This is a genomic window from Bacillus sp. AK031 (assembly GCF_053903065.1).
Window position 1 is genome coordinate 3143845 of sequence record NZ_CP096424.1, and the last position, 25424, is coordinate 3169268.

At 43.2% G+C, this 25424-nt stretch carries 22 protein-coding genes and 1 pseudogene; 6 read left to right on the forward strand and 17 right to left on the reverse strand.

Translation table 11 applies throughout. The features are described from left to right. Nucleotides 1-6: 6 nt before the first annotated feature. Together M1E09_RS16100 and M1E09_RS16105 are read left to right on the forward strand one after the other, a co-directional pair. Nucleotides 7-381 (forward strand): spore germination protein GerPE, encoded by a 375-nt coding sequence (locus M1E09_RS16100; RefSeq protein WP_456271856.1) that lies wholly within the window; start codon nucleotides 7-9, stop codon nucleotides 379-381. A 65-nt stretch (nucleotides 382-446) separates the two neighbouring features. Further along, a complete protein-coding gene (locus M1E09_RS16105) occupies nucleotides 447-665 on the forward strand; it encodes a spore germination protein (RefSeq protein ID WP_456271857.1) in 219 nt (72 codons plus the stop codon). A gap of 16 nt (nucleotides 666-681) precedes the next feature. On the opposite strand, the gene M1E09_RS16110 is transcribed toward M1E09_RS16105, so the two are convergent. The 3 genes from M1E09_RS16110 to addB form a co-directional block, all read right to left on the reverse strand. After that, nucleotides 682-990: an HNH endonuclease gene (locus tag M1E09_RS16110; protein WP_456271858.1), complete on the reverse strand. Its 309-nt coding sequence runs from the start codon at nucleotides 988-990 to the stop codon at nucleotides 682-684. A 106-nt stretch (nucleotides 991-1096) separates the two neighbouring features. Next, nucleotides 1097-4873 (reverse strand): helicase-exonuclease AddAB subunit AddA, encoded by a 3777-nt coding sequence (gene addA / locus M1E09_RS16115; protein ID WP_456271859.1) that lies wholly within the window; start codon nucleotides 4871-4873, stop codon nucleotides 1097-1099. Then, the gene (gene addB / locus M1E09_RS16120; protein ID WP_456271860.1) at nucleotides 4866-8354 is read right to left on the reverse strand and encodes a helicase-exonuclease AddAB subunit AddB; all 3489 of its coding nucleotides are present in this window, start codon (nucleotides 8352-8354) and stop codon (nucleotides 4866-4868) included. The genes addA and addB overlap by 8 nt, the downstream gene beginning before the upstream one ends. A 364-nt stretch (nucleotides 8355-8718) precedes the next feature. Here addB and M1E09_RS16125 point away from each other — a divergent pair. Further along, nucleotides 8719-9864 (forward strand): annotated as a pseudogene (locus M1E09_RS16125) (MFS transporter). Between the two features lie 74 nt (nucleotides 9865-9938). Here the strand turns inward: M1E09_RS16125 and M1E09_RS16130 are convergent. Both M1E09_RS16130 and fabG read right to left on the reverse strand, forming a co-directional pair. Next, nucleotides 9939-11114, reverse strand: a complete 1176-nt coding sequence (locus tag M1E09_RS16130; protein WP_456271861.1) for a thiolase family protein — start codon at nucleotides 11112-11114, stop codon at nucleotides 9939-9941. A 20-nt stretch (nucleotides 11115-11134) separates the two neighbouring features. Beyond that, nucleotides 11135-11875 (reverse strand): 3-oxoacyl-ACP reductase FabG, encoded by a 741-nt coding sequence (gene fabG / locus M1E09_RS16135; RefSeq protein ID WP_456271862.1) that lies wholly within the window; start codon nucleotides 11873-11875, stop codon nucleotides 11135-11137. Nucleotides 11876-12148: 273 nt separating this feature from the next. Between fabG and M1E09_RS16140 the strand changes: the two genes are divergently transcribed. Next, nucleotides 12149-12283: a hypothetical protein gene (locus M1E09_RS16140; RefSeq protein ID WP_456271863.1), complete on the forward strand. Its 135-nt coding sequence runs from the start codon at nucleotides 12149-12151 to the stop codon at nucleotides 12281-12283. 469 nt (nucleotides 12284-12752) lie between these two features. Here the strand turns inward: M1E09_RS16140 and lepB are convergent, their stop codons facing one another. The 3 genes from lepB to M1E09_RS16155 form a co-directional block, all read right to left on the reverse strand. Then, nucleotides 12753-13313: a signal peptidase I gene (gene lepB, locus M1E09_RS16145; protein WP_456271864.1), complete on the reverse strand. Its 561-nt coding sequence runs from the start codon at nucleotides 13311-13313 to the stop codon at nucleotides 12753-12755. Between the two features lie 20 nt (nucleotides 13314-13333). Further along, a complete protein-coding gene (locus tag M1E09_RS16150) occupies nucleotides 13334-13951 on the reverse strand; it encodes a TVP38/TMEM64 family protein (RefSeq protein ID WP_456271865.1) in 618 nt (205 codons plus the stop codon). Between the two features lie 272 nt (nucleotides 13952-14223). Then, complete coding sequence (locus tag M1E09_RS16155; protein ID WP_456271866.1) at nucleotides 14224-16197, reverse strand: S9 family peptidase; 1974 nt, start codon at nucleotides 16195-16197, stop codon at nucleotides 14224-14226. A gap of 266 nt (nucleotides 16198-16463) precedes the next feature. Here M1E09_RS16155 and M1E09_RS16160 point away from each other — a divergent pair, with 266 nt between their 5' ends. Then, nucleotides 16464-16853: a hypothetical protein gene (locus M1E09_RS16160; RefSeq protein ID WP_456271867.1), complete on the forward strand. Its 390-nt coding sequence runs from the start codon at nucleotides 16464-16466 to the stop codon at nucleotides 16851-16853. A gap of 98 nt (nucleotides 16854-16951) precedes the next feature. On the opposite strand, the gene M1E09_RS16165 is transcribed toward M1E09_RS16160, so the two are convergent. Then, the gene (locus M1E09_RS16165) at nucleotides 16952-17536 is read right to left on the reverse strand and encodes a competence protein ComK (protein ID WP_456271868.1); all 585 of its coding nucleotides are present in this window, start codon (nucleotides 17534-17536) and stop codon (nucleotides 16952-16954) included. Nucleotides 17537-17983: 447 nt separating this feature from the next. Between M1E09_RS16165 and M1E09_RS16170 the strand changes: the two genes are divergently transcribed. Next, complete coding sequence (locus M1E09_RS16170; RefSeq protein ID WP_456271869.1) at nucleotides 17984-18223, forward strand: IDEAL domain-containing protein; 240 nt, start codon at nucleotides 17984-17986, stop codon at nucleotides 18221-18223. A 36-nt stretch (nucleotides 18224-18259) separates the two neighbouring features. Here the strand turns inward: M1E09_RS16170 and M1E09_RS16175 are convergent, their stop codons facing one another. The 8 genes from M1E09_RS16175 to M1E09_RS16210 form a co-directional block, all read right to left on the reverse strand. After that, entirely contained in the window at nucleotides 18260-19198 is a 939-nt protein-coding gene (locus tag M1E09_RS16175) for a hypothetical protein (RefSeq protein ID WP_456271870.1), read from the reverse strand. A 59-nt stretch (nucleotides 19199-19257) separates the two neighbouring features. Further along, nucleotides 19258-20520, reverse strand: coding sequence for a M48 family metallopeptidase (locus tag M1E09_RS16180; RefSeq protein WP_456271871.1), 1263 nt, complete (start codon nucleotides 20518-20520; stop codon nucleotides 19258-19260). 149 nt (nucleotides 20521-20669) lie between these two features. Further along, complete coding sequence (locus M1E09_RS16185) at nucleotides 20670-20960, reverse strand: AzlD domain-containing protein (protein ID WP_456275019.1); 291 nt, start codon at nucleotides 20958-20960, stop codon at nucleotides 20670-20672. A gap of 17 nt (nucleotides 20961-20977) precedes the next feature. After that, the gene (locus tag M1E09_RS16190; RefSeq protein WP_456271872.1) at nucleotides 20978-21700 is read right to left on the reverse strand and encodes an AzlC family ABC transporter permease; all 723 of its coding nucleotides are present in this window, start codon (nucleotides 21698-21700) and stop codon (nucleotides 20978-20980) included. 65 nt (nucleotides 21701-21765) lie between these two features. Further along, entirely contained in the window at nucleotides 21766-21912 is a 147-nt protein-coding gene (locus M1E09_RS16195; protein ID WP_456271873.1) for a hypothetical protein, read from the reverse strand. Continuing rightward, nucleotides 21905-22669 (reverse strand): YdcF family protein, encoded by a 765-nt coding sequence (locus tag M1E09_RS16200; RefSeq protein ID WP_456271874.1) that lies wholly within the window; start codon nucleotides 22667-22669, stop codon nucleotides 21905-21907. Before M1E09_RS16200 ends, M1E09_RS16195 begins: the two co-directional genes overlap by 8 nt. A gap of 474 nt (nucleotides 22670-23143) precedes the next feature. Beyond that, complete coding sequence (locus tag M1E09_RS16205) at nucleotides 23144-24364, reverse strand: ISL3 family transposase (RefSeq protein ID WP_456271875.1); 1221 nt, start codon at nucleotides 24362-24364, stop codon at nucleotides 23144-23146. Nucleotides 24365-24513: 149 nt separating this feature from the next. Further along, nucleotides 24514-25290 carry an enoyl-CoA hydratase-related protein gene (locus M1E09_RS16210; protein WP_456271876.1) on the reverse strand — a complete coding sequence of 259 codons (777 nt, stop codon included), beginning with the start codon at nucleotides 25288-25290 and terminating at the stop codon, nucleotides 24514-24516. Between the last annotated feature and the right edge of the window lie 134 nt (nucleotides 25291-25424).

Genomic DNA, 25424 nt, shown 5'->3' on the forward strand with positions numbered 1-25424 from the left:
TACTGAATGAGTCATCGTTATTCGATTGTCAATGATATGAAGGTAAGAACCCTCTCTTTCAGCTCAGTACTGGAAATTGGCGATTCTGACTGGATCAATTCTGAAACGAAAGCTTTTGCCGTTCAAAGAGAAAGAGAGCTATTTTTTTCCAGTGAAGGCGATTTCAGCCAGTATCCTATATACCATGAACCAATTCCTCTGCCCTCACTGCCTGAAACTGTAAGAGTGTCAACAATTGATGAAAGGCCCATCAAGGTCAACAAAATAAACATCACCGGTATTTCCTTTTCTTCTGTGGTACAAATCGGCCAAACCTGTAACGTTTATATGGAATCAAGAGTTAAAAACATCAGGCAGTTGACGCCCAGAGAAGAAGAATGAACATTTCGTTTGACAGTTTCATAAAGTAAGACTATAGATCAATCTGAATATAAAGGATGTTTTATATGCCGGCTATTATAGGCCCTGTCCAAATTCTGAGTGTAGGCGGAGGGAATGTCCAATTCGGTGATGCCGGAATCATCTCCCCCAAATCCAGCCAGAAGACGACTGGAGGCTCCGGAGGATTTAATACCGGCCCTTTCCAGCTTACGTATAATGTCTTCAGTGCTAACACGACTTTTGATTGTAATGTGATTGATCAGCCTATTGCAGGAAATAATTAAGGGAAGGCAGATGATTTCATCGCCTTCCCTTTCGTTTTCGATCGTTCGATTTTTTTGACTTGACCAGCTTCGTTGCCGGCTGCTTGCGGATCCATTTCAGGAATTTCCCGATTCTTTCATCCAGTTGAAGGTTTTCTATGGTATTAAGTCTCACAGCAAGCTCCTCATTTGTGTACAATGAATGAATCTGCTTATGGCAGGCTTTACATAACTGTGCAGTGGGCAGAAAGGTTCCGCCTTCTTCCTTAGGAGTTAAATGATGCTTGGTCGTTTCCACTTCATCCCGCAAACACAGCTCACAAGTCCCGACAGAACTCTTTCCCAATCCGGTCACCTCCTGGCCAAATGTTTTTTCTTCCTAGTATGCTCATTTCCAAGCCGGTTAACAAAAAAGCCGCGGGCTTTAATTAATCCCCCGGACCTTTTTGTTATCATTCGTCTGTATTCAAAATATGGGAGCCATCAAAGAAGAATAGGTACTTCTCATTTATCGTTTCCTTCCATATCCTTTCAACTGCATTCGTGTATAAACCTACCTGAACTCGATACCTGTCCCGCAGTATTGGACGTGCTTCATCAAAACCGCCTTTGTAGCGATCATGAATACTGTCCGTTTTATAATCCACTAAAACCAAACCTTTTTCATCTTTGAAAATCAGGTCGATAATCCCTTGAACCAGAACGGTTTCAGAATCACTGGCTGCAGATGGGTCAATTTCGTTAACAGGCACAGCCATACTGAAAGGCACTTCACGATGGACTTCCGCTGCATTCAGCACCCTGCTTCCGATATCACTCCTGAAAAACGCCAAAATGTTGGATGCATCAATGGATGCAGCCTGTTCTTTTGTTAAGAGCTCTTTATGCTGAAGATCCTCCAGAAGCTGCTGCAATGACCCTTCATCCGGCATCTCTGAGAAAGAGATGTGCTGCATAACCATATGCATGGCTGTCCCAATTTCTGCTGGTGTCAACTTCTTGGACTGCAGAAATTTAGGGCGCCTGAAAATCGGTTTTTGAATTTTCCTGACCATCCTGTCGCTGCTTGCCTCATCCGAAATTTCAAACATCCGCTTGATTTCAGAAACAGATTGTTTCGAAGGCAGCACCGATGCCTCTGCGTATGGATAGTTCCAGTTAAGCCTTTCGGTTATTTCTTCCTTATCCATTGATTCCTTCTCAACAGGCAAGCCTTCTTTCACTTTTTCCTGCCACTCGTTTTCCTCTGCTCCATCCTCATCCCCTAACATTAGGAAGTATGATTTAGGATATATATCCAATTTCCAGCAGGAGGGATGGGAATTGATTTCAGGGGAAACAAAAGCCGGTATGGCTGCGCCTTGATTTAAATGGGCACAATCCTGGTGCCTCACTAATGCAGGACCAATCCAGTCCATGAAGCTCATCGCCTTGGCCCTTTCAAAGTCTGGAAGCAGCCAGTCCTGATGGCGTAAAGCACTTTTCCATTGTTTCATTGCTTTTTCTGCATCTTTTACAGTGCCCAATAGATAGAGCTTTTCCTTAGCCCGTGTCAGAGCGACATAGAGAACCCTCATCTCTTCTGCAATTGTTTCAAGCCGCTTCTTGCGTTTAAATGCAAGCTGAGGCAATGAAGGGTAACTGATCCGTTTTTCTGGATCAAGGTATTTCGATGAAAATCCATATTCCTTATCAAGCAGATATGCCTGGTTCAGATCCATTAAATTAAACTGGCGCGACAATCCTGCAACAAAGACAATGGGAAATTCCAAACCTTTGCTTGAATGGATAGTCATCATGCGGACAACATCTTCCTGCTCACTTAATGCTCTGGCTGCGCCCAGATCATCCCCGCGTTCCCTCATTCTGTCGATGAAACGAAGAAAGCGGAACAACCCTCTGAAGGAAGTCTCTTCATATTGGCGTGCACGGTCATACAATGCCCTTAAGTTCGCCTGTCTTTGTTTTCCTCCCGGCATCCCTCCTGCAAAATCATAGAAGCGGGTATCCCTGTATAACTGCCAGACGAGTTCCGCAAGTGCTCCCTGCCTTGCCTTTGTGCGCCATACTGTGAGGTCAGAAAGAAACCTGCTTAACTTCTCATGGACTTCTTCATTGCTGACACCGCCAGACTCTTTGCCTATATACTTCTGGACCGCTTCATAAAACGTTCCGGACTTTGAATGAATCCTTACTTCCGCAAGCCCTTCTTCATCCAATCCGACTATTGGCGAGCGGAGGACCGAGACAAGCGGAATATCCTGATAGGGATTATCAATCACTTTCAACAGGGAAAGCATAATCGCAACCTCGGTCGCTTCAAAATATCCAGAAGAAAGATTGGCATAGATCGGAATTCCATGTTTCTTGAATTCTTCCATTATTTCTGGAGCCCACGGCATTGAACGGAGGAGAATGACGATATCTCTGTACTGAAGCGTTCGATATCGCCCGGCTTTCGGGTCATAGATTTCCCTTCCCTCACTGATGAGCTCTTTTACCTTTCGAGCCATATAGCGTGCTTCAATTACTGATTTTTCCAGATCCCCTTCATCATAGAGGATTCCTTCATTGTCTGACGGATTACCGGAAGCCGGAGCTTCATCATCTGACTGATCAATAATGGCAACCTCAATTGGATATTTTTCATCTTCTGGATACGTTGCCCCTTTCACAAGCAGAGCTTCACTATCATACTCAATGTCACCGACGTTAACTCCCATGATTTGTTTGAACAAATAGTTTGTCCCTTCAAGGACTTCCCTTCTGCTCCTGAAATTTCTGGATAAATCTATTTTCATTCCAGCTTCCAACCCGGAAACTGTGAAACGGTTATATTTGCCTAGAAACAAGTTTGGTTCTGCCAAACGGAACCGGTAGATGGATTGTTTCACATCTCCCACCATAAACAGATTCCCTGTAGATTCTCCGTCAGCCGTTACAAGTCCCAGAATAGATTCTTGTACAAGGTTGGTATCCTGATATTCATCGACAAGGACCTCTTTAAACTGTTTTCTGTATTCCAATGCAGCAAAGGAAGGTTTAAGTCCCTTATCCTCTGCCGCTTCTCTGTCGTTCAGGATTTCCAAACAAAAATGTTCAAGGTCCGCAAAATCCACAACTCCTTTTTCGTTCTTCAGGTCATTGAATTTTTTGCTGAATCCTCTCACTGCTTCAACAAGTGATTCCACGGTCCCTCTCATTTTCTTCATATCCCTCAGGTAGGTTTCAGGTTTGCGCATGAAGAAATCCTCGGCGAGCTTTTCAATCATCTTCTTTCCTTTATCCCTCAGGCCCTTCGCTTCCTCGACTAATTCAGCATCATACTCATCGCCTTTACACGGTTTCAGCCTGGAGAACTTTAAATTCTGAAATTGGCTGTGCCCTTCACTCCATGATGCTTGAAAGGCAGTGGCCAGCCTCTCCGTAACCGCAAGGTCATCAAGGAAATTCTCGGCACGCGGCGATGGCCCCCCCGGTTCCTTTGCCATTTCATATGCCTGTTGAAACAGTGATTCCGCTCCTTTTAGACTAAGGGAAATATCAAACTTCAATGCTTCTATAAAAGGAAGGTCATCGATACTATCCTCTTCTTCCACCTCATACATCTTCACCAGCTCGCCAAGCCAGGCATCCGGGTCTGGATGGGACCTGGAAAAGTCGTAAAGTTTGCGGATCATATCCTGGAGAGCCGCGTCACTCCTGTCATTTGTAAAGGTATCTACCAGTTTGTAAAAAGCATCGTTATTTTCTTTTCCGTATTCTTCTTCAAACAGCTCATCAAGCACTTCATCTCTCAGCAGTTCACCTTCAGTATCATCGAGAATCCTGAAGCCGGGATCGATGTCGATCAAATAATAATATTTTCGGATCACTTCAAGGCAGAATGAATGGAGAGTTGAAATGGATGCCCTGTTCAGCAGGCTCAACTGCTTTCTCAGATGGTAAGATCCCGGATCAGCAGAAATCGCTTTTTCCAATGCTTCCCCGATCCTGTGCCTCATCTCTGCTGCTGAAGCATTCGTGAATGTAACGACAAGCAGCTCGTCAACATCAATTCCGTCTTCCTTCGCGAGGATCTTCTGGATGATCCGTTCTACAAGTACCGCCGTTTTACCGGATCCTGCAGCCGCAGCCACCAGAATGTCCCTGTCTTTCGCCCAGATCGCCTTCCATTGGTCATCCGTCCAGGTCACATTCTCTGGTTTAACAGGCACGTTATTATTCATGGACACCCTCATCTCCTTTCATCTTTTGCATTAGATCAGCAGGTTTTTCTTCTGGAAAGATACGATACTCATTTTCCTCAAGCGAGGAATCAAATTGACATACGGACTTAAACGAACAAAATTGGCAGGGTGTCCTGTCTTTTAATTTATATGGGGCTATATCCGTTTTCCCGGCCATTATGTCATTTCCCGACTTATTATAGAGCTTCCTGACATGCGACCTCATCAAATCAAATTGGGTCCTGTCTGCCGCTTTTGTACGGGAGGATAATGTGCCGTCTTTTTTCAAACCTGCTGAAATGATATTTGAACTTCCGGATTCCAGTGATTCATCCATCATACGCACAACATCCGTCTCCCCGAGGACCAATCCCTTCATCTTGAAACTTTTGAAGATTTCTTCTTCTATCTCCTCAAGGGTGAGAATTTTTTTGCTGTTCACCATGGGATTATGGACATGGAAATAGAAAACACCTGCCGGGTGGGCCTCCGCTCCGATCAATTTTTGGGAATGCGTCAGAACAATATCCAGATAGGTCAGCATCTGCAATGATAACCCATGATAGACTTCAGTGAGGTCAAGGTCCCTTGCACTGGATTTATAATCAATGATTCGCAAATATACCCCTTCAGCACTTTCTGCTTTATCCACCCGGTCAATCCGTCCTTGCAGGGCCATTTTCGTACCATTCTTTAAAGTAAACGAAAATGGCGGGAGTTCTGCCTTCGGTCCAAAACCGAGTTCCAGCCCCACAGGTGCGAATCCGCTTGCCTTCGCATGCTCACTCAATATTAAAGAGGCTCTTCCGATTACATCCTGCAGCTTTTTCTTTATATAGTGATGGCGATTGGAACTGAGCAGAATCTGATGCTGAAGTTTTGGCGCAAGCGACATTACAGCCTCCCTTGCGAGTTCCAGGCATTGTGTCTTTGTCAGCTGTTTCCAGGATAAACCATGCTTATCGATCTCCTCTGATATCCATTTTAATGCTGCATGGAACATATCACCGATATCCGGTGCCTCCAAACGGTAAATATCCCGCTCGCGCAGTTTAAGCCCATGATTGGCGAAGTGGGAGAACGGGCACCCATGGAACAGCTCCATCCTGGAAACACTGGCCAGTATTTCATCCCCGTATAATGCCTGACTTGTTGCTTCCGTTAATGTTTTTCCCTTGTTTTGGTAGAAAAGACTGGAAAGAATATGTTTTGCACGCTCTTTCCATGACAAGTCAGAAATATAAGAGTTATACACATCCCACCAAAAATCATGTATATGGTAACCTCTTTTTTTGGCCTGTAGACTGGACGTCAGATAAGAAATCGTCACGTTCGGGTGACATACATAGGAAAGCTGTTCATCTTTTGGAAGCTCTGAAGGGTCATTGACCAGCAAGCTAATTTCTGAATGAGGACATAACTCTGCCAACCTCTTGATGTATGGTGAAGGCAGCAGTGCCTTTCCTTCTTCATTGGCGATTGGATAAGATACATAAAGTTTCTCTGATGGTGCCGTAAAAGCTTTATAGGCAATGAATTCTTCATCCAACAGGCGCGTTTTGCTGCTTGGCGCGATGTTAAAACCGGAAGCGGACAGCTTCTCCCTGTCTTCATCGGAGAAAATCCCATCTTCGGTTATCTTGGCAGGCAGAACACCGTCATTTACTCCAATTACAAAAGCCGCCCGTAAATCAGCCAGCCTTGACTGCTCCAGGTTTGCAATCATCACCTGGTCCACTGCCGGGGGAACCAGGGAGAACCGCATCGATTCAATTCCTGCATCCATGATGGAGGCAAACTTCTTTACCGACAGCTCCTCATCTCCTAATATTTCTACAAATTGATCTAAGAGATCCATTACTGCATTCCAAGCCTGATCATGTTCCCGTGCAGAGATGATGTCACCCCTGTTCTCAGCATCTTGGCGAAGCCTCTCCAGCTTGGATGGAATATCAAGCTCTTCCAGATATAAATACACGATTTCACATAAGTCCTGTACCGTTTTCCCTTTCTTTAATCGGCGTCCAAATCTCAGGATAGGTGCAGAAATAAATAACCTGAGCTCATTTATCTCATGTTCCAGTTCCCTCTCTTTATCAGTCTGAGGAACATCCGCTTGTTCAAGTCCTCTGAATCTTCTATAGATCCACCTGTCTTTTTTCGTCCACTTGTCACCTTGTATCCCATAGGCAAGGACATAGTTTTCAAGCTTGTCCATTTTCTCCCTTAACTGCTGTGGATTTCGATCATAAGGAAACAGCAAATCTGTCTTGACCGCCCTGAATACCGGCTCATACCTCCAGTTGCTGTTCATGATTTCCAGCGTGGACCGTATAAGTTCAATCAGGGGATGGTTAAGCATCTTCCGCTTTTGATCGATAAAGTAAGGAATTCCATAATCAAAGAATACCGTCTCAATAATCTCCTGATACTCCTGCCCATTGCGGACGAGGACAGCCATGTCTTTATATCGGTAATCTTCTTTACGGGCAAGCCGCCTGATTTCCCTGGCGATTCCTTCTATTTCAGCCCTCCGGTTGGAAGCTTCCAGCAGGTACATCCCGGCTTCTCCTTCAAATGCCAATGCCGGCCTATTCTCAAATTCAGCCTCTAGATGCCCGAGTCCCGGATCAGTGAACCGGATCGCCTTGTCCAAAACCACTGTATCTTCTATTCCTCCACGGGAAACTTCGGCCATTTGTGAAAGCGCCTCATAAGTTTCAGAAGTCATTCGGAATAATTCTGTTTGGTTATTTTGACTTAAGGACTGCTCAAGGGTTAATGAAACCGTGACTTTTGGACAATAATCCATCAACTTCCCGATGACTGCATACTCCTGTGGAGTGAAGCTGTGGAAGCCGTCTATGAAAATCTCTGCATCCTTCAGGAAATCAGACTTCTCTATTGACTCTTCCAATAAGCTGAAATAATCTTCCGAATCTATATACTTTCCAGACAGGTTTTCTTCAAAGCTGTCATAAATCAACTGCAGATCGTGCAGTTTGTCAGACAATGCTTTAGACTCCTGCCCATTTTGCACCGCATTCTCACGTCTCTCCGCCAGTTCTTCCGGAGAGATGCAATAACGCTTGAATTCAGTGAGCATCACTTCTACATGCTCAATAAAGCCTGACTTATCTGAAGCTCTTGAAAATAATTTAAGCTGGTCTTTTTTATCATCGATAATCTTTCGGATCAGCATATTCAGACCGATGTTTGATAAGTGATATCTGTTTAGTCCGCCTGTGTCCTGCAGAATTCTCCAGGCAAGTCTTGTAAAGCTGTAGACTTGCGCACGGATCATCCCGTTTATCCCTTCTTCGTTCACTAAATTGTATTCAGAAAGGAATGTCATCTGGTCAGGAACTAAGTAAATGACAGGACTGCCATTTGGTTCCTGTCTCAGCTTTTCTTTGATTTCATTCAATATCATATTGGTTTTGCCTGTTCCGGCACGTCCCAAAATAAATCTGACCGACATGTTCCCACTCCCTGTTTCATCTATTTATCTAATCATAAGCTCTTGTTGTTTTCATATTTTGAATAGTGCTTGCGGATTGCAAGGTGCGTGATATGGACATATGATTCCACAGCACCTTTTACTGTCTTAATAAATAAAAAGTTAACCATTTACCATTATATCCATTAGGTATGTTAAAAAATTGTCTAGGTCCATTATAATACACTGAGTCCATTCTGTCGGGAGCGGCAGGTTCATTAATAGTTGGAAATTTCCTGGCCTGTGAAATACCGAAAACGGGGCAGGCCTGCCTGACATATTTTAAAACAGGGAGGGATATAGTTTGAAACATTCTTCTTTTCGTGTAGAAGCCCTGTTAGTGATTATGGCTGTGTTCGTTGCCTGCAATATCTATACCCTGATCCCGATTTATGAAGTTGTCGGATCATCCATCTCCATTGCAGCTGATAAAGTGGTTCTTGCAGGAAGCATATTTACCTTTTGCTATGCTGCCGGTTTATTCTTGTTTGGGGGCATTTCAGATCTGGTTGGAAGGAAATCGATCATTGTATTCGGTATGGGGATTTCAGCACTCGCCACGGCATTCGTTGCGTTTTCGACAAATGAATGGAGCTTATATATCACCAGGGGAGTACAAGGATTTTTCCTTGGAAGCTTTGCGCCAGTTGCTTTTGCCTATAGCTATGAACTGTTTGAAACCAATTAGCGGACACTGCTGCTGGCTCTAATAAACTCTGGATTTCTCGCAGCTGGTATACTGGGACAAATTATCAGCAGCTCTCTTTCAAATTGGTTTGGCTGGCAAACGGTCTTTTATTTCTTTGCAGCTATCTATGGAAGCCTGTTTCTGTTTGGGTTCAGTGAACTCCCCGCGACTAAGCAGCCTAACACTAAAGGCTTGTCCATTTCCGGTTACATTTCCATTTTGAAGCGGCCGCCGCTCTTAATATGTTATGCAGTTGTTTTTCTCCTTCTCTTCACCTTTGTAGGCTATTATGAAAGCTTGTCCCGCTATTACCCTGGAACGTCCGGTGAATTGCTGGCCATCCGTTCTGTTGGGTTATTGGGAGCTTCATTGTCCTTATTTACAGGTTTCTTCATTAAACAGCTCGGGGAGACCAAAACACTTTTCTTGGGTCTCGTGCTGGGAAGCCTGAGTATCCTGGCGCTCCTATTTTTCTCACAGCTCTTCATTTATCTTTTATCCTCAATAACATTTGTGTCTGCAATTTCACTGCTGATCCCCACAATTATTACATTTATCGGCAACTCGGCTGAAGCTGACAGGGGGAAGGCTTTAAGCTTATACTCATTTATCCTCCTGACCGGCGCAAGTTTATCTCCGTTATTGTTGATGCAGCTCTCGTATAAGCAGTCATTGGTCCTTCTGATCAGTGCTTTTGCCATCCAGGGGATTCCCGGTTTTTACATCCGGAAGTTCAGTTTAGCCACAAGACCACATGAAGGAATAAAGGAAAGTAAAATTGCTGAAAGTTCCATCGATAATTGAACCAAAGGAGCCCCTTCTGAATGTAGAGTGAACACCAAGAGCCCGGAATAATCCGGGCTCTCCTTAACGTAAATTTATAACGATTCAATAAAAACGGTGGCTCCCATGCCTCCACCGACACATAAGGATGCAATCCCTTTTTTCAGGTCCCTTCTTTTCAATTCATGAACCAGGGAAACCACAAGCCTTGCACCTGTGCAGCCTACAGGATGACCGATACTAATTCCGCTTCCATTCACATTGGTCTTGTTCCGGTCAAGACCCAGTTCTTTTTCCACAGCAATATATTGTGCAGCAAAAGCCTCATTTATTTCAATGAGGTCAGCTTCTTCGAGAGACCAGCCCGTTTGAGCCAGGCCTTTTTCCACTGCTGGCACAGGGCCCCTGCCCATCAACTTCGGATCAACTCCTGCAACTGAACAGCCTGAAATTCTGGCAAGTGGTTTGAGTCCCCGCTTTTCCGCTTCTTCTTCTGACATTAGAATCAGGGCAGCCCCTCCGTCATTGAGGCTTGAGGAATTCCCGGCAGTAACGGTCCCTCCTTGACGGAAAGCAGGTTTCAAACCTGACAGCTTTTCCATCGTCAATTCTGCACGTGGTCCTTCGTCTTTAGTAATTGTTTTCGTTTCTCTTCTTGACTTAACGCTTATAGGAACAATCTGGCTGTCGAAGCGGCCTTCTTCAGCAGCCTTGACGGCTCTCTCGTGACTGAGCTTTGCCAGTTCATCCTGTTCCTCTCTCGATATATTATGGATCTCAGCAAGGTTTTCGGCCGTTTCCCCCATCATGATTCCGTGAATCGGATCCTCAAGAACTTCCCATACGGAATCGCGGATTTCCCCGTGCTGAAGACGCTGTCCCCAGCGATGCCCTTTCATGACATATGGGCTGGAACTCATCGCCTCCACGCCGCCCGCAAGAACAATGTTCGACATGCCCGTTTGAATCTGCATATAGGCAGAAATGACCGCCTGCATTCCGCTTGCACATTGTCTTTGAATGGTGTAACCGGTAGTCGTGTCAGAAAAGCCTGCCAAAAGGGCTGCCGTCCTGGCTGTATTGGGCTGATCGGTCCTTTGGATACAATGGCCAAGAATGACCTCATCGATATCCCCTGTCCCCAAATTGCTGTCTTCTGCTGCTGCCTTCATTACAGGTACAACCAAATCTGTCGGCAGCAAGTCCTTGAATGCCCCTCCAAACGCTCCTACTGGAGTCCTGAAAGCAGATGTTATCACTACATTTTTCATTTTTTCTTCATCTCCTCAATTTACATCATTATTCCGCCATCAACTTGAATAACCACTCCATTTATATAATCAGACTCATCTGAAGCCAGGAATAAATAGGCATTGGCTGCATCTTCCGGTTTTCCGAACTTCCCTAAGGGAATCAAAGCATTCATCTGTGCTTTCACCTTATCCGGTATCCTGGCAGTCATCTCCGTTTCAATTACTCCAGGTGCCACGGCATTGACATTGATGCCCTTTGGACCAAATTCCTTTGCCCACGTTTTTGTCATCCCGATGACTGCTGCTTTGGAAGCAGCATAATTGGTCTGGCCAACATTACCGAAAAGTCCGCTGGCAGAAGCCGTATTGATGATCTTCCCCTTTCCGCTGTCTATCAGAGCCGGCAGAAATGCTTGAGTACAATGGAAGACTCCTGTGAGATTAACATCGAGAACTTGCTTGAAGTCCTCTTCACTCATTTTTGCCATCATGCCATCCCTTGTGATTCCGGCATTATTAATCAGGATATCAATCCCTCCGAATTCCTGGATAACGCTTTCAGCCAATCTGTTAACACTTTCTCGGCTGGCAACATCTACTTGATAAAAGACTGCATCAGCGCCTTGCTCCCTTAACTTTTGGGCTTCAGCATTTCCCTTTTTGCCGTCGTAATCTGCCATAACCACCTTACAGCCTTCCTGGGCAAACTTCCTGGCTGCAGCCAGACCGATTCCATTGGCACTTCCAGTTATGACGGCAGTTTTATTACTCAATCTCATTATGTATCCTCCTAACAATTAAACACCCTTATGGTTGAATATTTCGACAATAACCCTCATTTTCCCTCCTTTTTTATACTGTCAACCTCTGCCAATGTGCAATTCGGATATTCTCCTTGTTTTGGTGCACTCTATGAGTAGAATTTTATAAAAACACCTTATGGATTGGAGGGATAGCAATGAAGAAAAAACTGCTTTATATGCTGCTAGCTGCTATGCTTGCAACAACCATGACAGCATGTGACGACGCCCCTGGCGAAGATGAAATTGGCGATGGCGAAATCAATGATGAGGAATAACCAAAAACGGAAGCGGTCCGTTAGGCGCTGGCCGCTGGAGCTGGATGATACAAAAGCGGAAGCGGCCGTTCAGCGCCGTACAGATTTGGAGGGCTCTCGCATGAGATAAAGGAATCACGAAGAGCGTTAGCGATTCGATGATGACTTATCGCAAGGAGAGAGACCGAAATCTGCTAGGCGCTGGCCGCCGGAGCTGGATGATACAAAACCGAAAGCGGCCCTCAGCTGATTATAGTGAACAAAAAAACACGGCATTTCTCCTGTTCAGGGGTTAATGACGTGTTTTACTTTTCTGCCGGCTATTTTCAGATGTTTAGTACACGAATCGTACCATAATAAATTCATCCTACTTTTATAATGGTACGTTTTTGCACTAATCATATCATTATAAACTCTCTCGCCTTCTATAATGGTACGTTTCTGCGCTATTCATACTATTACAAACTCTCTCACCTTCTATAATGATACGTTTCTCCACTAACCACCGAAAATCCCCAGACCCATCCCCGCTTTAGCAAAAAACAAACAAAAAAACGCTCAATCCATCTCTGAATCAAGCGTTTTTAATTAATCATTTATCAATCGCCAAACTGGACATCAAATTCATTGAGCGGCCAGTAACGCATATTAACTTTTCCTACAATTTGTTCCTGGTCGACAAAACCGAAGTATCTGCTGTCCATACTGCTGCGTCGGTTGTCACCCAAGACAAAGGCTTTGCCCTCAGGCACGGTTTGTTTTCCGGTGATTTCTTCTAATGTGAAATCTCCCGTCAATTTGGTGCCGACCATTTCTTCTTTAAATTTATCAAGATAAGGCTCTTCTTGGTATTCTCCGTTAATATATAACTTATCATCTTTATATTCAACAGTATCACCAGGCAGTCCGATGATCCGCTTGACATAATCTTCGTCTTCATTCGCATGGAATACAACGACATCCATTCTGTGGAGCTCGCCAACCTGATAGCCGATCTTATTGACAACCAGCTTGTTTCCGTCTTCGAGCGTAGGCATCATCGACTCTCCTTCAACAACATAGTTGGAAAACAGAAAAGTTCTGATGACGACGAATATAATCAATCCTATGCCTAAAGCTTTGATCCATTCTACACTCTCTTTTTTTATGCTGTCTCTCAACCTAATTCCTCCTACCCTTGTTAACCGCGGGAGTGATCTTTTTCTACCTTTTTATTGATTCGGGCCTCCACCCGCTTTCCTCCAAGCCAAAGAACAAAGATACCTGCCAAAACCAAAGCGGTGCGCAATGGCTGTTGAAATAATGATACAATATCGTGTCCGATAAAGCTAATTGTAAAAATCATGACAATCTTTCCGGCCACAACGGCCAGCATATATTGGAAAACATTGATTCCCGACAATCCCGCAACGATATTGACCAGCGCTGAAGGAGTGAAAGGGAAACATAAAAGTAAAAACAGCGGACCAAATCCATGGCGGTCCACCCAGTCTGTCAGACGGTGAACCTGTTTGTTATTTTTCAAGAATTGAAAAAAACGCGTATGTCCATATCTTCTGACAAGAAGAAACACAATCAGGGCCCCTAAAGATGCGCCCATCCAGGAGAATAAAAACCCGAACCATAAGCCAAATGCGTTAACATTCGCCAGAACGAAGACGACCAGCGGAAGAAACGGCAGAAACGCCTCCAGCATCGGAAGCAATATTCCCGGCAATGGACCAAAAGAACGGTATTCATCTATTAAATTCATTATATTTTCTAATGTGAACCATGCTTTTATCATCTCAATATCCATACTATATCTTTCCCCTAAATATCCGCAGAACAAAACCCGTTTTAATTATTTTTTTCTTTCAAACTCTTTCTTCCGGGAAAGAACAGCCTTGTTAATAATCCGTGGCAACGCATGAAATCGAGCTTGACGATTTCATTGGCTCCAAAATCAAAAAAGCTTGTCAAACCTTAACTGAAGTATATCATACAGAATTATCACACTACATATTGTCACGAAAATGAAATATGCTTTACCTTGCGATTATTGCTAAGCTTTCGTTCTATCCGGGTATATCAAAGGTATTTCATAAACCAATCTTTAATATAGTTCAGCCTCGCTGTTCTGAGATTGGGCTTTCCATTTCTGGAAAGGTTGTGGTTGGATTCCGGGAACCTTACCATTTCAGTTTCCTTTCCTTGTCTTTTTACAGTAATAAATAGCTGCTCTGCCTGCTCAATCGGACAGCGGTAATCCTTTTCACTATGAAGGATTAATAAGGGCGTATTAATGTTCGCTGCATAGGCCAGCGGCGAGTGCTTCCAAAGCTTTTCAACATCGTTCATGCCGGCATCAATCTGCCATTCAGAAAAGTAATATCCTATATCACTGACTCCATAAAAACTTACCCAGTTCGAAATCGACCTTTGGGTAACCGCTGCCTTGAATAAGTCCGTGTGTCCGACAATCCAGTTGGTCATGAAACCGCCGTAACTGCCGCCCGTTACCCCCAGCCGTTCCCTATCAACAAAGTCATATTGGCCGATGGCATGATGGACTGCTGCCATTACATCCTCATAATCACCACCGCCGTAATCCCCTCTGACTGCATCGACAAATGTCTGTCCATAGCCGTGGCTTCCACGCGGGTTGATAAACAGGACCGCGTACCCTTCTGCCGTAAGCATCTGAAACTCCTGATAGTACGTATTTCCGTACATCATATGGGGACCTCCGTGAATTTCCACGATTAAGCCGCACTTTTCTCCTTCCTTCAGCCCCGCTGGTTTCATGATCCAGCCATTGATCTCCCAGCCATCTTTGCTTCTAAACTGGACCGATTCAGGTTTAGACAGGCTTACTTTGGATAGAAATTCCTCATTGACTGCAGTGAGCCTATTCAATTCTCCGCTTGGGATATCGAGCATATACAAATCTCCCGGCTCTGTCGGATTGCTTATAGCAAGGATTGCTTTTTGGTTGTGCGGATCCAGGTCGAACCCGTATATATGCTGATCGTCGAGCAATGCAGGGTAAATGGCGCCCTCTCTGCTGCCATAATAAAGTACAGTATTTCCATTATCAGAGGTTAAAAAGTAGAAACTTTCATTATCAGAAGCCCATTGAACCCCCGGATTCGATACACCTTGCTGGAAGTCAATGACCATGAAATCACCGATTGGGCTGTCCAGTTCACTCGTCAGGCAGTTAAAGGATTCTGTCACTAAATCATACAGCCAAACCTTTGTCAGTGTAGCATTCTGATATTCCCTTTCATGCCCAAGAAGAGCTATGGTCCGGCTGTCAGGCGACCAGGCTGCTCCGCCAAAATAACCGCTCCCTTTTGTTATCCTCTTCTCAACGCCCTTCTCAACATCATATAAAAAAACATCTGTCTGGAATGATGTATCAAGGTCCATGCTCTTATCCGCTCCATAAGCTATGTATCTGCCATCCGGAGACCACGTCTGCAATGAATAATCAATATCCCCTTCTGTTATCAAATTCATTTCAAGAGTCTCCAGGTCAACCACCGCAATGTGATTTCTCTTGCCGCTGAAAAATCCGCTGTCATCTGACTTATATTTCATTTTCTTCACTTCAAGCGGTTGGGGAAACTCAGCTTCTTCCTTTCCTTCCGTCAATGTTTCCCCTTCTTTCATGGATGTGGAAAAAGCAATTTTCTTTCCGCAAGGAGACCACACAGGCTGTGAAGCACCATTTGGACAAAAGGTCAGCTGTTTGGCCTCTCCTCCCGTTTTGGAAAGGACATACACTTGGCTCTTTTCAGAGCGGCTTGAAACAAAGGCAATATTTTGTCCGTCGGAAGACCATTTGGGTGATGTGTTACGATCCTTACCGAATGTCCACTTTCTGCTTTTGCCCGTTTCAATATCAAGATGATACAAGTTTGATATGTACTCATTTTCTTCTATGTCCATTTCAGTCATGACATAAACCGCTTCCTTGCCATCAGGGGAAAGGACAGGGGAGGAAACAGACCTTAACTCATACAAATCTTCTGCAGTGATTCCTCTTTTGTTTTCCAAAATGCCAGCTCCTTTTTTAAAAAATCTCTTCGATACTATTTTAAAAATTCGACGGCGTGGACTCAAATCCTTTGTTTTGCCAGAATATGCAGCTGCTGGAATACAGTCGTGATGATTAATGCAAGGGGCTTTCACCCATACTATAGAAAAAAGAATGGCAATTCGACCCGATTCTTCAATATTGGATATTGAAAAATAATGAAAAAGTACGTAAAATTAAAATCGAACATATGTTCTTAAATTTCCTTATACAAAGGAGCATAATTATGACCAGGATATCTGAGGAAGACCGCAACATCTTAGAGCAGGCTATATACCTGCCAATGGTCCTGACTGTGCTGGACAGGGATTTCACTGTGGTGGAAAAAAGCCCATTCAAACTGAAAAGGCCCTACCTCGAACTGATCGAGGAAACGATGAAGGCTATTCAAAGCGAACTTGCAAGTGTTAAAAAGCACATGAAATTGAACGGAATGAAAGTGGAAAGAATCAAAACGGATGATGCCTTCACTATGTACCTGTTTCTTTATAAAGGGTATGAAGAGCATCATAATTACTTTAACCCGCGGCTGCGCAACCGGGTCGAGGAATTGTTGAGGCATTATCTCTATCAGCGTTTTGTGAAATTCGAGACACACGAAAGCAAAAAAGCGTAAGTCAAGCTCACGCTTTTTTGCGCTGACACACGGTTAAATACAGAGAATAATTAAGAACGTTATTCAATGGCAGATTACTGAGATTAATATTCTTACAGTTAAAATTCTTCTCTTGTCCTTTTCTGCTTCCAGCCATAGGCAGGAATCGGTTCGGAAGCACTCCCCTGATACATCATGAAGCTTCGGTTGGCCGATTGTATGTCCGCATTAGCGATACGGTGCTGAAAGTTGATTCTGAGCATAGCTGTTCTCATCATTTGAGATTCAAAACTGGCGTAAGATATCGGCAGGTCAAAGCTGCTTCGATTACGGAACATAACACTTATTTCTTTGCTGTTTTTCTTAGTATGGGAAAGTACATGATCATGGGATACCCAGATGCATTCTGATTTAGCTGGAGAAGTAGTTGGAAACAAGTAAATGGATGAGTGAGGATCTACAATGATGGGGGCTTTATGGGTGATGCCTGTCAAACGCTTCGTGCCATCTTTCCGTCCCTGATAAGAGGAACCAAAGTATTCACAGCTTTTCTTGATAATATCAAAAGGCTTGAACGGTGATAACAATGTTTCATTCACCTCTTGTATTTCTGTATACGTTCTTGTTCCATATTCCACTGGCATGATAAGCATCGTATAAGGATTTATTTCATATTCTTCTATTATACGAGATTTTTCGACCATATCTTCGCCTCCTCTTCATATTCTGATAATATAATAGCATAATATCCCATAAATAGCACATTTTTTCCAAATTTCTGCCTTCTAATAATTTTTCAGAAAATTTAATTATTTTCGTTGTTTTTCCCTGGCTTTTTTCATATAATATAAAAAAGTTCTTCTCACCGGATAACGGGGGGCGCCCAAAGGAGCTTGTTTATAAACACAGCAAGGATTAAGTTCCATTGCTATTTACTACAACCCAAAATTCAAGGGCAAGGAAAACCACTGTCCAGTGCAAATGCCCAGTCCAAAAACCCTTACAATTAATCCCAATCAGCAATCGATCACTTGTTCACGCATAAACCGAAACCCTAATGACCCTAATGCAAATTTGTATGCAGCTGCCATGGTAAAGTAACGGTTTTTATGTAATGTGCTTTATAAAAAAGACTTCAGGGGTGAGCTATAGTGGATAAAAAGAAGACTTATTCAGAGTTAATGAAGGCAAGTGCCATGACAAGAAAGACAGCCACCGAAATGACTTTAACAGAGATTTATGTTGATATGGTATTGAATGAACTGCATCTCTTAAACCAGAAAAGAAAACTGAAAGAAGAAGTCGATACGGCTCTGGACCAGCGTGATCAAAAGAAATTCATGTCACTATCACTTCAGTTAAAAAAACTGTCAGAGGAATATGGAATATAACTGTGGACTGACTTGCTGTCAGTCCATTTATGTTTCTCAGGCATCTTCTAAATGCCTCTTTTTCTTATCTTCCGTTTCATTGATATCCTGAACAAGTCCGATGGATGTTTGATCCAACCTTGAAGACAGGCCGCGGAGTTTGTTCCTCGTTTCAGAAACCTGGTGGATTGTACGATTGATTTTGTCTTGAACCATTAAGTCGGAGAAGATATTATCGAAAAACATATCCGTCACATTAAGGAAGACGGAGACCTGGAGAGTTTGGGCAGATTCAATGTTAAGGTCTGCCAATTCTTTCTCCAGCCTTCTTAAGTATCTCTGTGCTGCATGCAAGGTTCGCTGTGCATCATCCATTTTGGATCGTTTTGCATAAGTGGATAGGAGATCCCCTCCAGCAAGGTCAAGCATTCCCCAATTCTTTGCACTTCCGAGCAGGTCATGAGCTTCCTCCAGCTTTAAAAGGGCCATTTCCGCTGCATCCTTTGCTTCCTTGACTTCCTTAAGCTGAGCTTTATATTCGGAAGACTGTTGGGCTAGATTGAAGAGCAGCTCGCTTAGAGGTGAGGATGAATCGTGAATCATTTGTTCTTTTTCACGAAGAAGCTGCTCATATCTTTGCTCCGGGTTTTTCAATTCCAAAAGTTTTTCCGTTATCTCCCTGTGATCTTGTTCGAGTTCTTCTATATTCAGCTTCCACTCATCAAATTTCAGCTTTGCTTTTACTGCCTCCTCTTTTTCACGCTGAAGACGTTCTTCTTTTTTGCCTGTCATCGAAAGCAGCAGCCCGGTCACCGTCCAGCCCTCCAGTTTTTCAACATCCCGGTTTTCCTTATGAAATTTTGCCTTCAAGTCATTCAGCTTTGTAGTGGCGTCTTCGATTTCAGTACCCAGGCTTTTCTGTTGTTTAGTCCATTTATTATGCAGCCTCAGTTCTTCTTTGATTTGATCAAGACGTTCATTCATTTCATTCAACAAAAAAAACTCCTCCCATTGTCTGTTATTCTACATACGAATGGAAGGAGCCATAGGTTTCATTATTCTGTTTCGTATTCCTGGAGCATAAGCAGTCTTTCAAGCATGGTAGGATGGCCGTAACGGAATACTTTCACGAGCACTGGCGGGTTCACCTGGCTCAACCCCACTCTTGACAGCTCCTGAAATGAGGAGATGGCCGCTTCCTTATCACCAGTTAATTCAATGGCATAGCGATCAGCTCTGGTTTCCTCATAACGAGAGATCATGTTGGAAAAAGGACTAATTGTAAACATCATCATCGACGTAATCAGCAGAAACAGCGGCAGGGAACTCAAGCTGGATACCCTCTTCACTTTTATATCATCTCCATGCTTCTTCACCAAATGATTCATCACCCTGGCGGCAAGCCACAACCCGACAAATGAAAACGCCAAATAAAGGGCAATGCCGATATAAATATGCTTTTCTACATAGTGGGCCATCTCATGCGCCATGACAAACAGTATTTCCTTTTCTGTCAGTGTTTTCAGTGTGGTATCCCAGAGGACAATCCGCGAATTTGAACCTACACCCGTGACATATGCATTCAAGGCATTCGTCTTTGATGACATATCAACCTCATATACATGTTCAGCCGGAATCTCCGCCTGGTCTGCAATCGCCAGAATTTTTTCTTCCAGAGCTTTATCTTGTAACGTTGTGAAATCATTATACAGCGGATCGATCAAGACTGGCTGGATAAACATCATAAAAATCGTAAACGGCACGGACAATGACCACGCAGCCAGCCACCAGCGTTTCGGAAACTTCCTGATGAGCCAATAAAGAACAGAAATAATGATGAACATGGTCAAATAATTCACCCAAAAATCGGTTAATTCATCTTTCATCCATTGTGAAAAATCCTGGGTGGAAATATCGTATGCTTTCGAAATCCTGTAAGAAATATATTGAAAAGGAAAAATAACAATGTTGGACAACAGCGATAACCAGAATAAATAAATCGCTGTCTGAAGAATCCTGAACGTTGATGTCGATTGTGACCAGCGTTCAAATGTTCTTGAAACACCAAGTATTAAAATCAAGAAGTAAAACAGCCATTCATACGGAGTGGACAGAAAAAACAGCAAATTTTTAATCTTGGAATACTCTTCACTCAGCATCAATTCCCGGCCATTCATAAATGTTTCTGGATCGGCACTGCTGCCTTTATAGGCATCAGGCAAAGTTGAATCCGCCATAAAGTAAAGATACATATAAAAGAATATCCCCAGCAGCAAATATAGCAAAACAGCTCTGAGAGCCCATTTCTTCATCTTCATTCTTCCTCCCTTCATTTCCTCTTTACTATATGTAATGACATGTCCCATTAATTAGAACATCCAGTTTTGTCAAAAGGGCAGTCTTCTTCTATATTACCATTCCTCTCAAGGTGAACAAAAAAAAGAGAAGAACCGATGACGGCACTTCTCTACATGAATAGTAATGAATAAACGGATAGAACGGCAATGGCGCCCAAAACAACCACAATAACATTGGCTCCTAAATAAGCAATCAGGAATGCGGAAGCTGCACCGGCAACACCAAACCAGATATCCCCTTCGCTTATCAGTAAAATCTTAGGGAAAATCAACGCTCCCAATACGGCAAACGGCACATTCTTCAATACGCCTTGAAGAAAAGCCGGAAGTTCTTTTCCCTGAAACATAATAAGAGGGACAAGCCGTGGAATGTATGTAACAACCGCCATACCGATAATCATAATTACAATTGTCTCATTCACACCTTGTTCTCCCCTTTCCGTTTCTGCACTGCAACAAATTCAACAAGAACAGCAGAAATAATTGTCGCAGCCATAATCGCCCAGCCTTCTGAAAGGTCAGTGGTAAAAAGGAAGACACTGTTAAAAGCTGCAGCCGTGGCTGCAAGAAAGACCACCTTGATGCTTTTCTTCATAGAGGGGACGAGCAGTCCGACAAACATCGCATATAAGGCGACACCCATGCTCACTTGAAGAAATTGAGGCAATATCTGGCCAATCATATATCCCAAGCCGGAATTCAATACCCAGCTGCCATAAGAAATAAGTATAACCCCGAATGCAAAAGATGTTTTTACTTTTCCATCTTTCACCGAGATGACTGTGAACGTTTCATCTGTAATGCCAAATGAATAGATCGCCTTGATCCATCCCTTTTCTTTTTCAAGCTTCTCGTTCAAAGAAGCAGACATAAGAAAGTGCCGGATATTGACTATGAATGTGGTCAATATGATTTCAAATACACCGGTTCCAATAGCAATCAGGCTTAAGCTGATATACTGAGCGGCACCTGCGAAAACAAGTAAGCTCATCATCACAGTTTCATAGAAAGTCAGACCGGTTGTCCGGGCAAGAAGACCGAACGTTAGCGCGACCGGAAAGTATCCGACTGCGATACTGATTCCCGCCTGGAGACCGACACGGAAGTCGCTCTGCTTCCTTGTATTCATTAAGGCTTCCACAGCTTCACCTCATTTGTATCAGATTTCGAAATAAATAATTTCATTATATTATAGCTGTGATTATTTTAGTATACAAGAATAACTGTAAAAAACTTCAAGCCAATCATTTGAGAGCAAGCTGCCGCGCAGAGGGTACAAAAGAATGCATTCATCAGCAAGACAGTTTTCACTTGATAGAATGGGATATCATCATAATGCGTATGCTTAAGCACCCTCTCTCCCCCCAAACACCATCATTTTCAATACTGCAAAATATTCTCTGATCATGTAGTTCACCTTAATGAAAAAATCTGAATCAGCGGCAACTCCAGTACTTTCAAAACCTAGCTTTTCACCTATCTGCCTGGCCCTGAATAGATGGTAATCGCTCGTAATTATGACTACCCCTTCCAAACCGGTTCCTTTGTTCAAAAGAATCTTTTTTGAGTTATGGAGATTTTCCCAGGTAGTAGTCGATTTGCTTTCTTCTGTAATCCTGTTATTCGATATACCATGGGAGACCAGGTACCTCGACATCGCGGTCGATTCGGGAATATCCTCGCCTTCCCCCTGGCCTCCTGATACTATAACGGGGACATCGGGATTATCCTGCAGGAATTTCAATCCTGCCTCCAATCTTGATTCCAGAGTTCTGGAGATTTCCTCCCCTTTAAGTCCTGCACCTAGAATAATGGCATGACCAGCATTCCCGGATGGATCAGCATTATTGATTTCCGCCAGCAGCATTAGCTGCACTGCTGCAAATGATAAAAGAAAAAGTGCATAAATGGTTAAAGCTGCTCTATGTATAACTTTCATCACTTTGTTACCTTTTTTAAGAGACTGATAGGATAAATACAGAAAAATGCACGCCAGAAAATTTGCCGCTATGAACATGATTCCAAACGTCACTCCGAAAAACAGGACAAAAAAGCAAAGGATGACGGCTAAAAATAGTGCAGAAATTGATAAAGGATTCGTTCTCATCATATACTCCTTGAGTTTTAGTGTTACCTTAATCTTACCATTATCAACTTGGATGGAGCATTCCAACTTCTCTTCATAACCGAAAAAATTATATAACTATAGGAATATCAGTAGATTGTCCAAAGAGGCAGATGATAAAATTGAGCAAGTATATCAACTTTACATAAACTGGATGGTGTTTTATGAAAGAAATTTCAAGTATCTATAATTGTGATAACTGCCGGCGGATCCTTCCCTGGATATACCCTCTTTCTCCTCTTGTGGATTCACCCAGCTTTGCAGTATTCAGTTTAAGCAATGGTCCCCAGATAGTCGATCTGGTCGAAAAGATAGATGACCATACATATACGTTCCGTTTGTTTTGCAATTTATGTGGATTTACAAATATTTTCACATTCAATACTAGTATACAAGAGGACTAGAAGAAGCATAAAAAAGAGGTTCTACGTCAAATGTTGGGGTAGGAGCACATGCTCCTTATCCCACATTAATTCCTTTAGATTTATATTGGTGATGCAGTAATACCCTAAGTCTAAAGCGATCGTATCGTCTAAACCCGAATGCATTCCTTTTGATAACCTTAGTTTGATTGTTTAACCCCTCGACGAAACCGTTATTATAGTTGAAGGCAAAACTATTTAAGATTTCGATTTGCCAATTCTTAAAGGTCTGGATAGCTTGATGAAATTCCTTCAAGCTTGAACTTTCAACCTGTCGGTAAAAGTTGTACAAACCCTCTTTTACCTTATTAGGAGCTGAAGTTCCAATTTCCTTTGCCTCTTGAAACCATAAACTGTATGCTTCCTTAAATGCATAGGCTGTGCGCAGCTCTTCAGATAAACCAAGATACCTTTCTAAATACCAGCGCTGTCTATCGTTTAATTGATTATATGCTTTATGGAAAATGTGCTTCATTCTCTTACATTTTTTGCGATCATACGGATGAAAATCGTTTTGAACACGCCTTCTCACCCGTTCTAAAGCCCAATGAATATAACGAGAAAAGTGAAAACGGTCAGCCACAATAATAGGCGAATCCAATGCTTTTTGTACCGCAGATTTAAAAGCATGGCTCATATCCATGACGACCACTTTAACTTCTGAACCCTTTTCCCGAAGGTATTTCTTAATCGTCGTTACTGCCCGGTTTGGAAGTATATCCAAGGGCTCCCTAGTCTCCCCATTAGCTATGATTAATTGGTACTTACCTGCATTGGTATCTCCTTTATATTCATCGATCGCAATTACAGGCGGGAGTTTATGGACCTCTTTTAACTGGGAGGCAGAAATATGATCAAACCGCCTAATAACGGTAGCTTGAGACGTACGAAACTGGTCGGCTGTATCTTTAAAGTTCTTCCCTTGAATAACTCTAAGCCCTAAAGCTTGGTTCCATTCAATGGTATGTCTTTGATACCGTTGTACAAACTTATTATCTTCGGCGAATCGTTTCCCACAGTCGCACCTGTACCTTCGTCTACGGTAGAACAAGTAGGAAGTCCGTTCAAATAGCTTCAGGTGTTGAATCTTTTGAAGGCGATAATCATGAACCCTGGATGTCCAATTCCCGCAAGCTGGCCACTTGTGTTTCCGCTTTAATACTTCAATATGAAGGTGATACGCCTCTCCCATTTCCTCAGCTTTCAAAACCCTAACCTCTTCTAAACCAGGCAAAACCATGTTAAAATGCATGTACACGCAACTCCTCTTTTTTCTTGTTTCTAGTCAACTCAAGTGTAAAAGATTAAGGAGCTTGCGTGTATTTTTTTGCCTTAAAACCTACCCCAACAAATATAATAGAGCCAAAAAAGAAGCATACCGGTATCGGTATGCTTCTTCTATCATGTTTATTCCCCTTTGAATTGGGGCTTGCGTTTCTCACTGAAAGCAATCAAAGCCTCTACTCTGTCTTCAGTAGGGATGGTGATCTCATAGGCTTTTCTCTCAATTTGCAAACCAGTCTGCAGGTCGGTGTTCATGCCGTTCTTAATGGCAAATTTCGCTTGCTGCAAGGCTACCGGCCCATTCGCCAGCATGCTTTCAGCGAATGCGAAGACTTCCTCCATGAAAGTTTCTACAGGTGCCACTTTTGTCAGCATTCCGATATCCAGCGCTTCCTCCGATTGTAACCTTTTTGCTGTCAGTATCAGTTCCATTGCTTTTGTTTCTCCGATTAAACGCGGCAGGCGCTGAGTCCCGCCTGCTCCTGGAATGATAGCCAGGCTCGTTTCTGTGAGTCCCATTACCGTACCGCTGACAGCAATCCTGAAATCGCAGGCAAGGGCGAGCTCCATTCCGCCGCCGAATGCGTAGCCATTCATTGCTGCAATTGTAGGCTGCGGCAGAGTAGAGACTGAATTGAATACGTCACCGATTTTTATTACATTTCTTCTCACTTGCTGTTCTGTTAACGATTTCCGTTCTTTCAAGTCCGCTCCGACACTAAAGGCTTTCTCCCCTGCCCCAGTGAATACCACCGCACGAATATCAGGATTTATGCGGATCGATTCAACAACCTTCTCAAGCTCGACGAGAGTATCATAGTTGAATGCGTTCATTGCACCAGGCCTGTTAATCGTCACGATCCCAAGATGTTCCCTCTGCTCTAATAAAATTGATTCCATATATGTATCCCCCTTTTGTTCAACTGCATAAGCCGTCTCATTATTCCATTCGACAAGATCTCTTAAAATCCTTTTCGTTCGTAACGCTCTTTTTCACAAAGATTTTGCCTGGGTAAAAGTAATGGATTTCCGCT

Coding starts and splice junctions, on each gene's coding strand:
- M1E09_RS16100 (WP_456271856.1), top strand. CDS start 7: ATGAGTCATCGTTATTCGATTGTCAATGATATGAAGGTAAGAACCCTC.
- M1E09_RS16105 (WP_456271857.1), top strand. CDS start 447: ATGCCGGCTATTATAGGCCCTGTCCAAATTCTGAGTGTAGGCGGAGGG.
- addA (WP_456271859.1), bottom strand. CDS start 4,873: ATGAATAATAACGTGCCTGTTAAACCAGAGAATGTGACCTGGACGGAT.
- addB (WP_456271860.1), bottom strand. CDS start 8,354: ATGTCGGTCAGATTTATTTTGGGACGTGCCGGAACAGGCAAAACCAAT.
- M1E09_RS16130 (WP_456271861.1), bottom strand. CDS start 11,114: ATGAAAAATGTAGTGATAACATCTGCTTTCAGGACTCCAGTAGGAGCG.
- fabG (WP_456271862.1), bottom strand. CDS start 11,875: ATGAGATTGAGTAATAAAACTGCCGTCATAACTGGAAGTGCCAATGGA.
- M1E09_RS16140 (WP_456271863.1), top strand. CDS start 12,149: ATGGCGAAATCAATGATGAGGAATAACCAAAAACGGAAGCGGTCCGTT.
- M1E09_RS16150 (WP_456271865.1), bottom strand. CDS start 13,951: ATGGATATTGAGATGATAAAAGCATGGTTCACATTAGAAAATATAATG.
- M1E09_RS16160 (WP_456271867.1), top strand. CDS start 16,464: ATGACCAGGATATCTGAGGAAGACCGCAACATCTTAGAGCAGGCTATA.
- M1E09_RS16165 (WP_456271868.1), bottom strand. CDS start 17,536: ATGGTCGAAAAATCTCGTATAATAGAAGAATATGAAATAAATCCTTAT.
- M1E09_RS16180 (WP_456271871.1), bottom strand. CDS start 20,520: ATGAAGATGAAGAAATGGGCTCTCAGAGCTGTTTTGCTATATTTGCTG.
- M1E09_RS16185 (WP_456275019.1), bottom strand. CDS start 20,960: ATGATTATCGGTATGGCGGTTGTTACATACATTCCACGGCTTGTCCCT.
- M1E09_RS16200 (WP_456271874.1), bottom strand. CDS start 22,669: ATGATGAGAACGAATCCTTTATCAATTTCTGCACTATTTTTAGCCGTC.
- M1E09_RS16210 (WP_456271876.1), bottom strand. CDS start 25,290: ATGGAATCAATTTTATTAGAGCAGAGGGAACATCTTGGGATCGTGACG.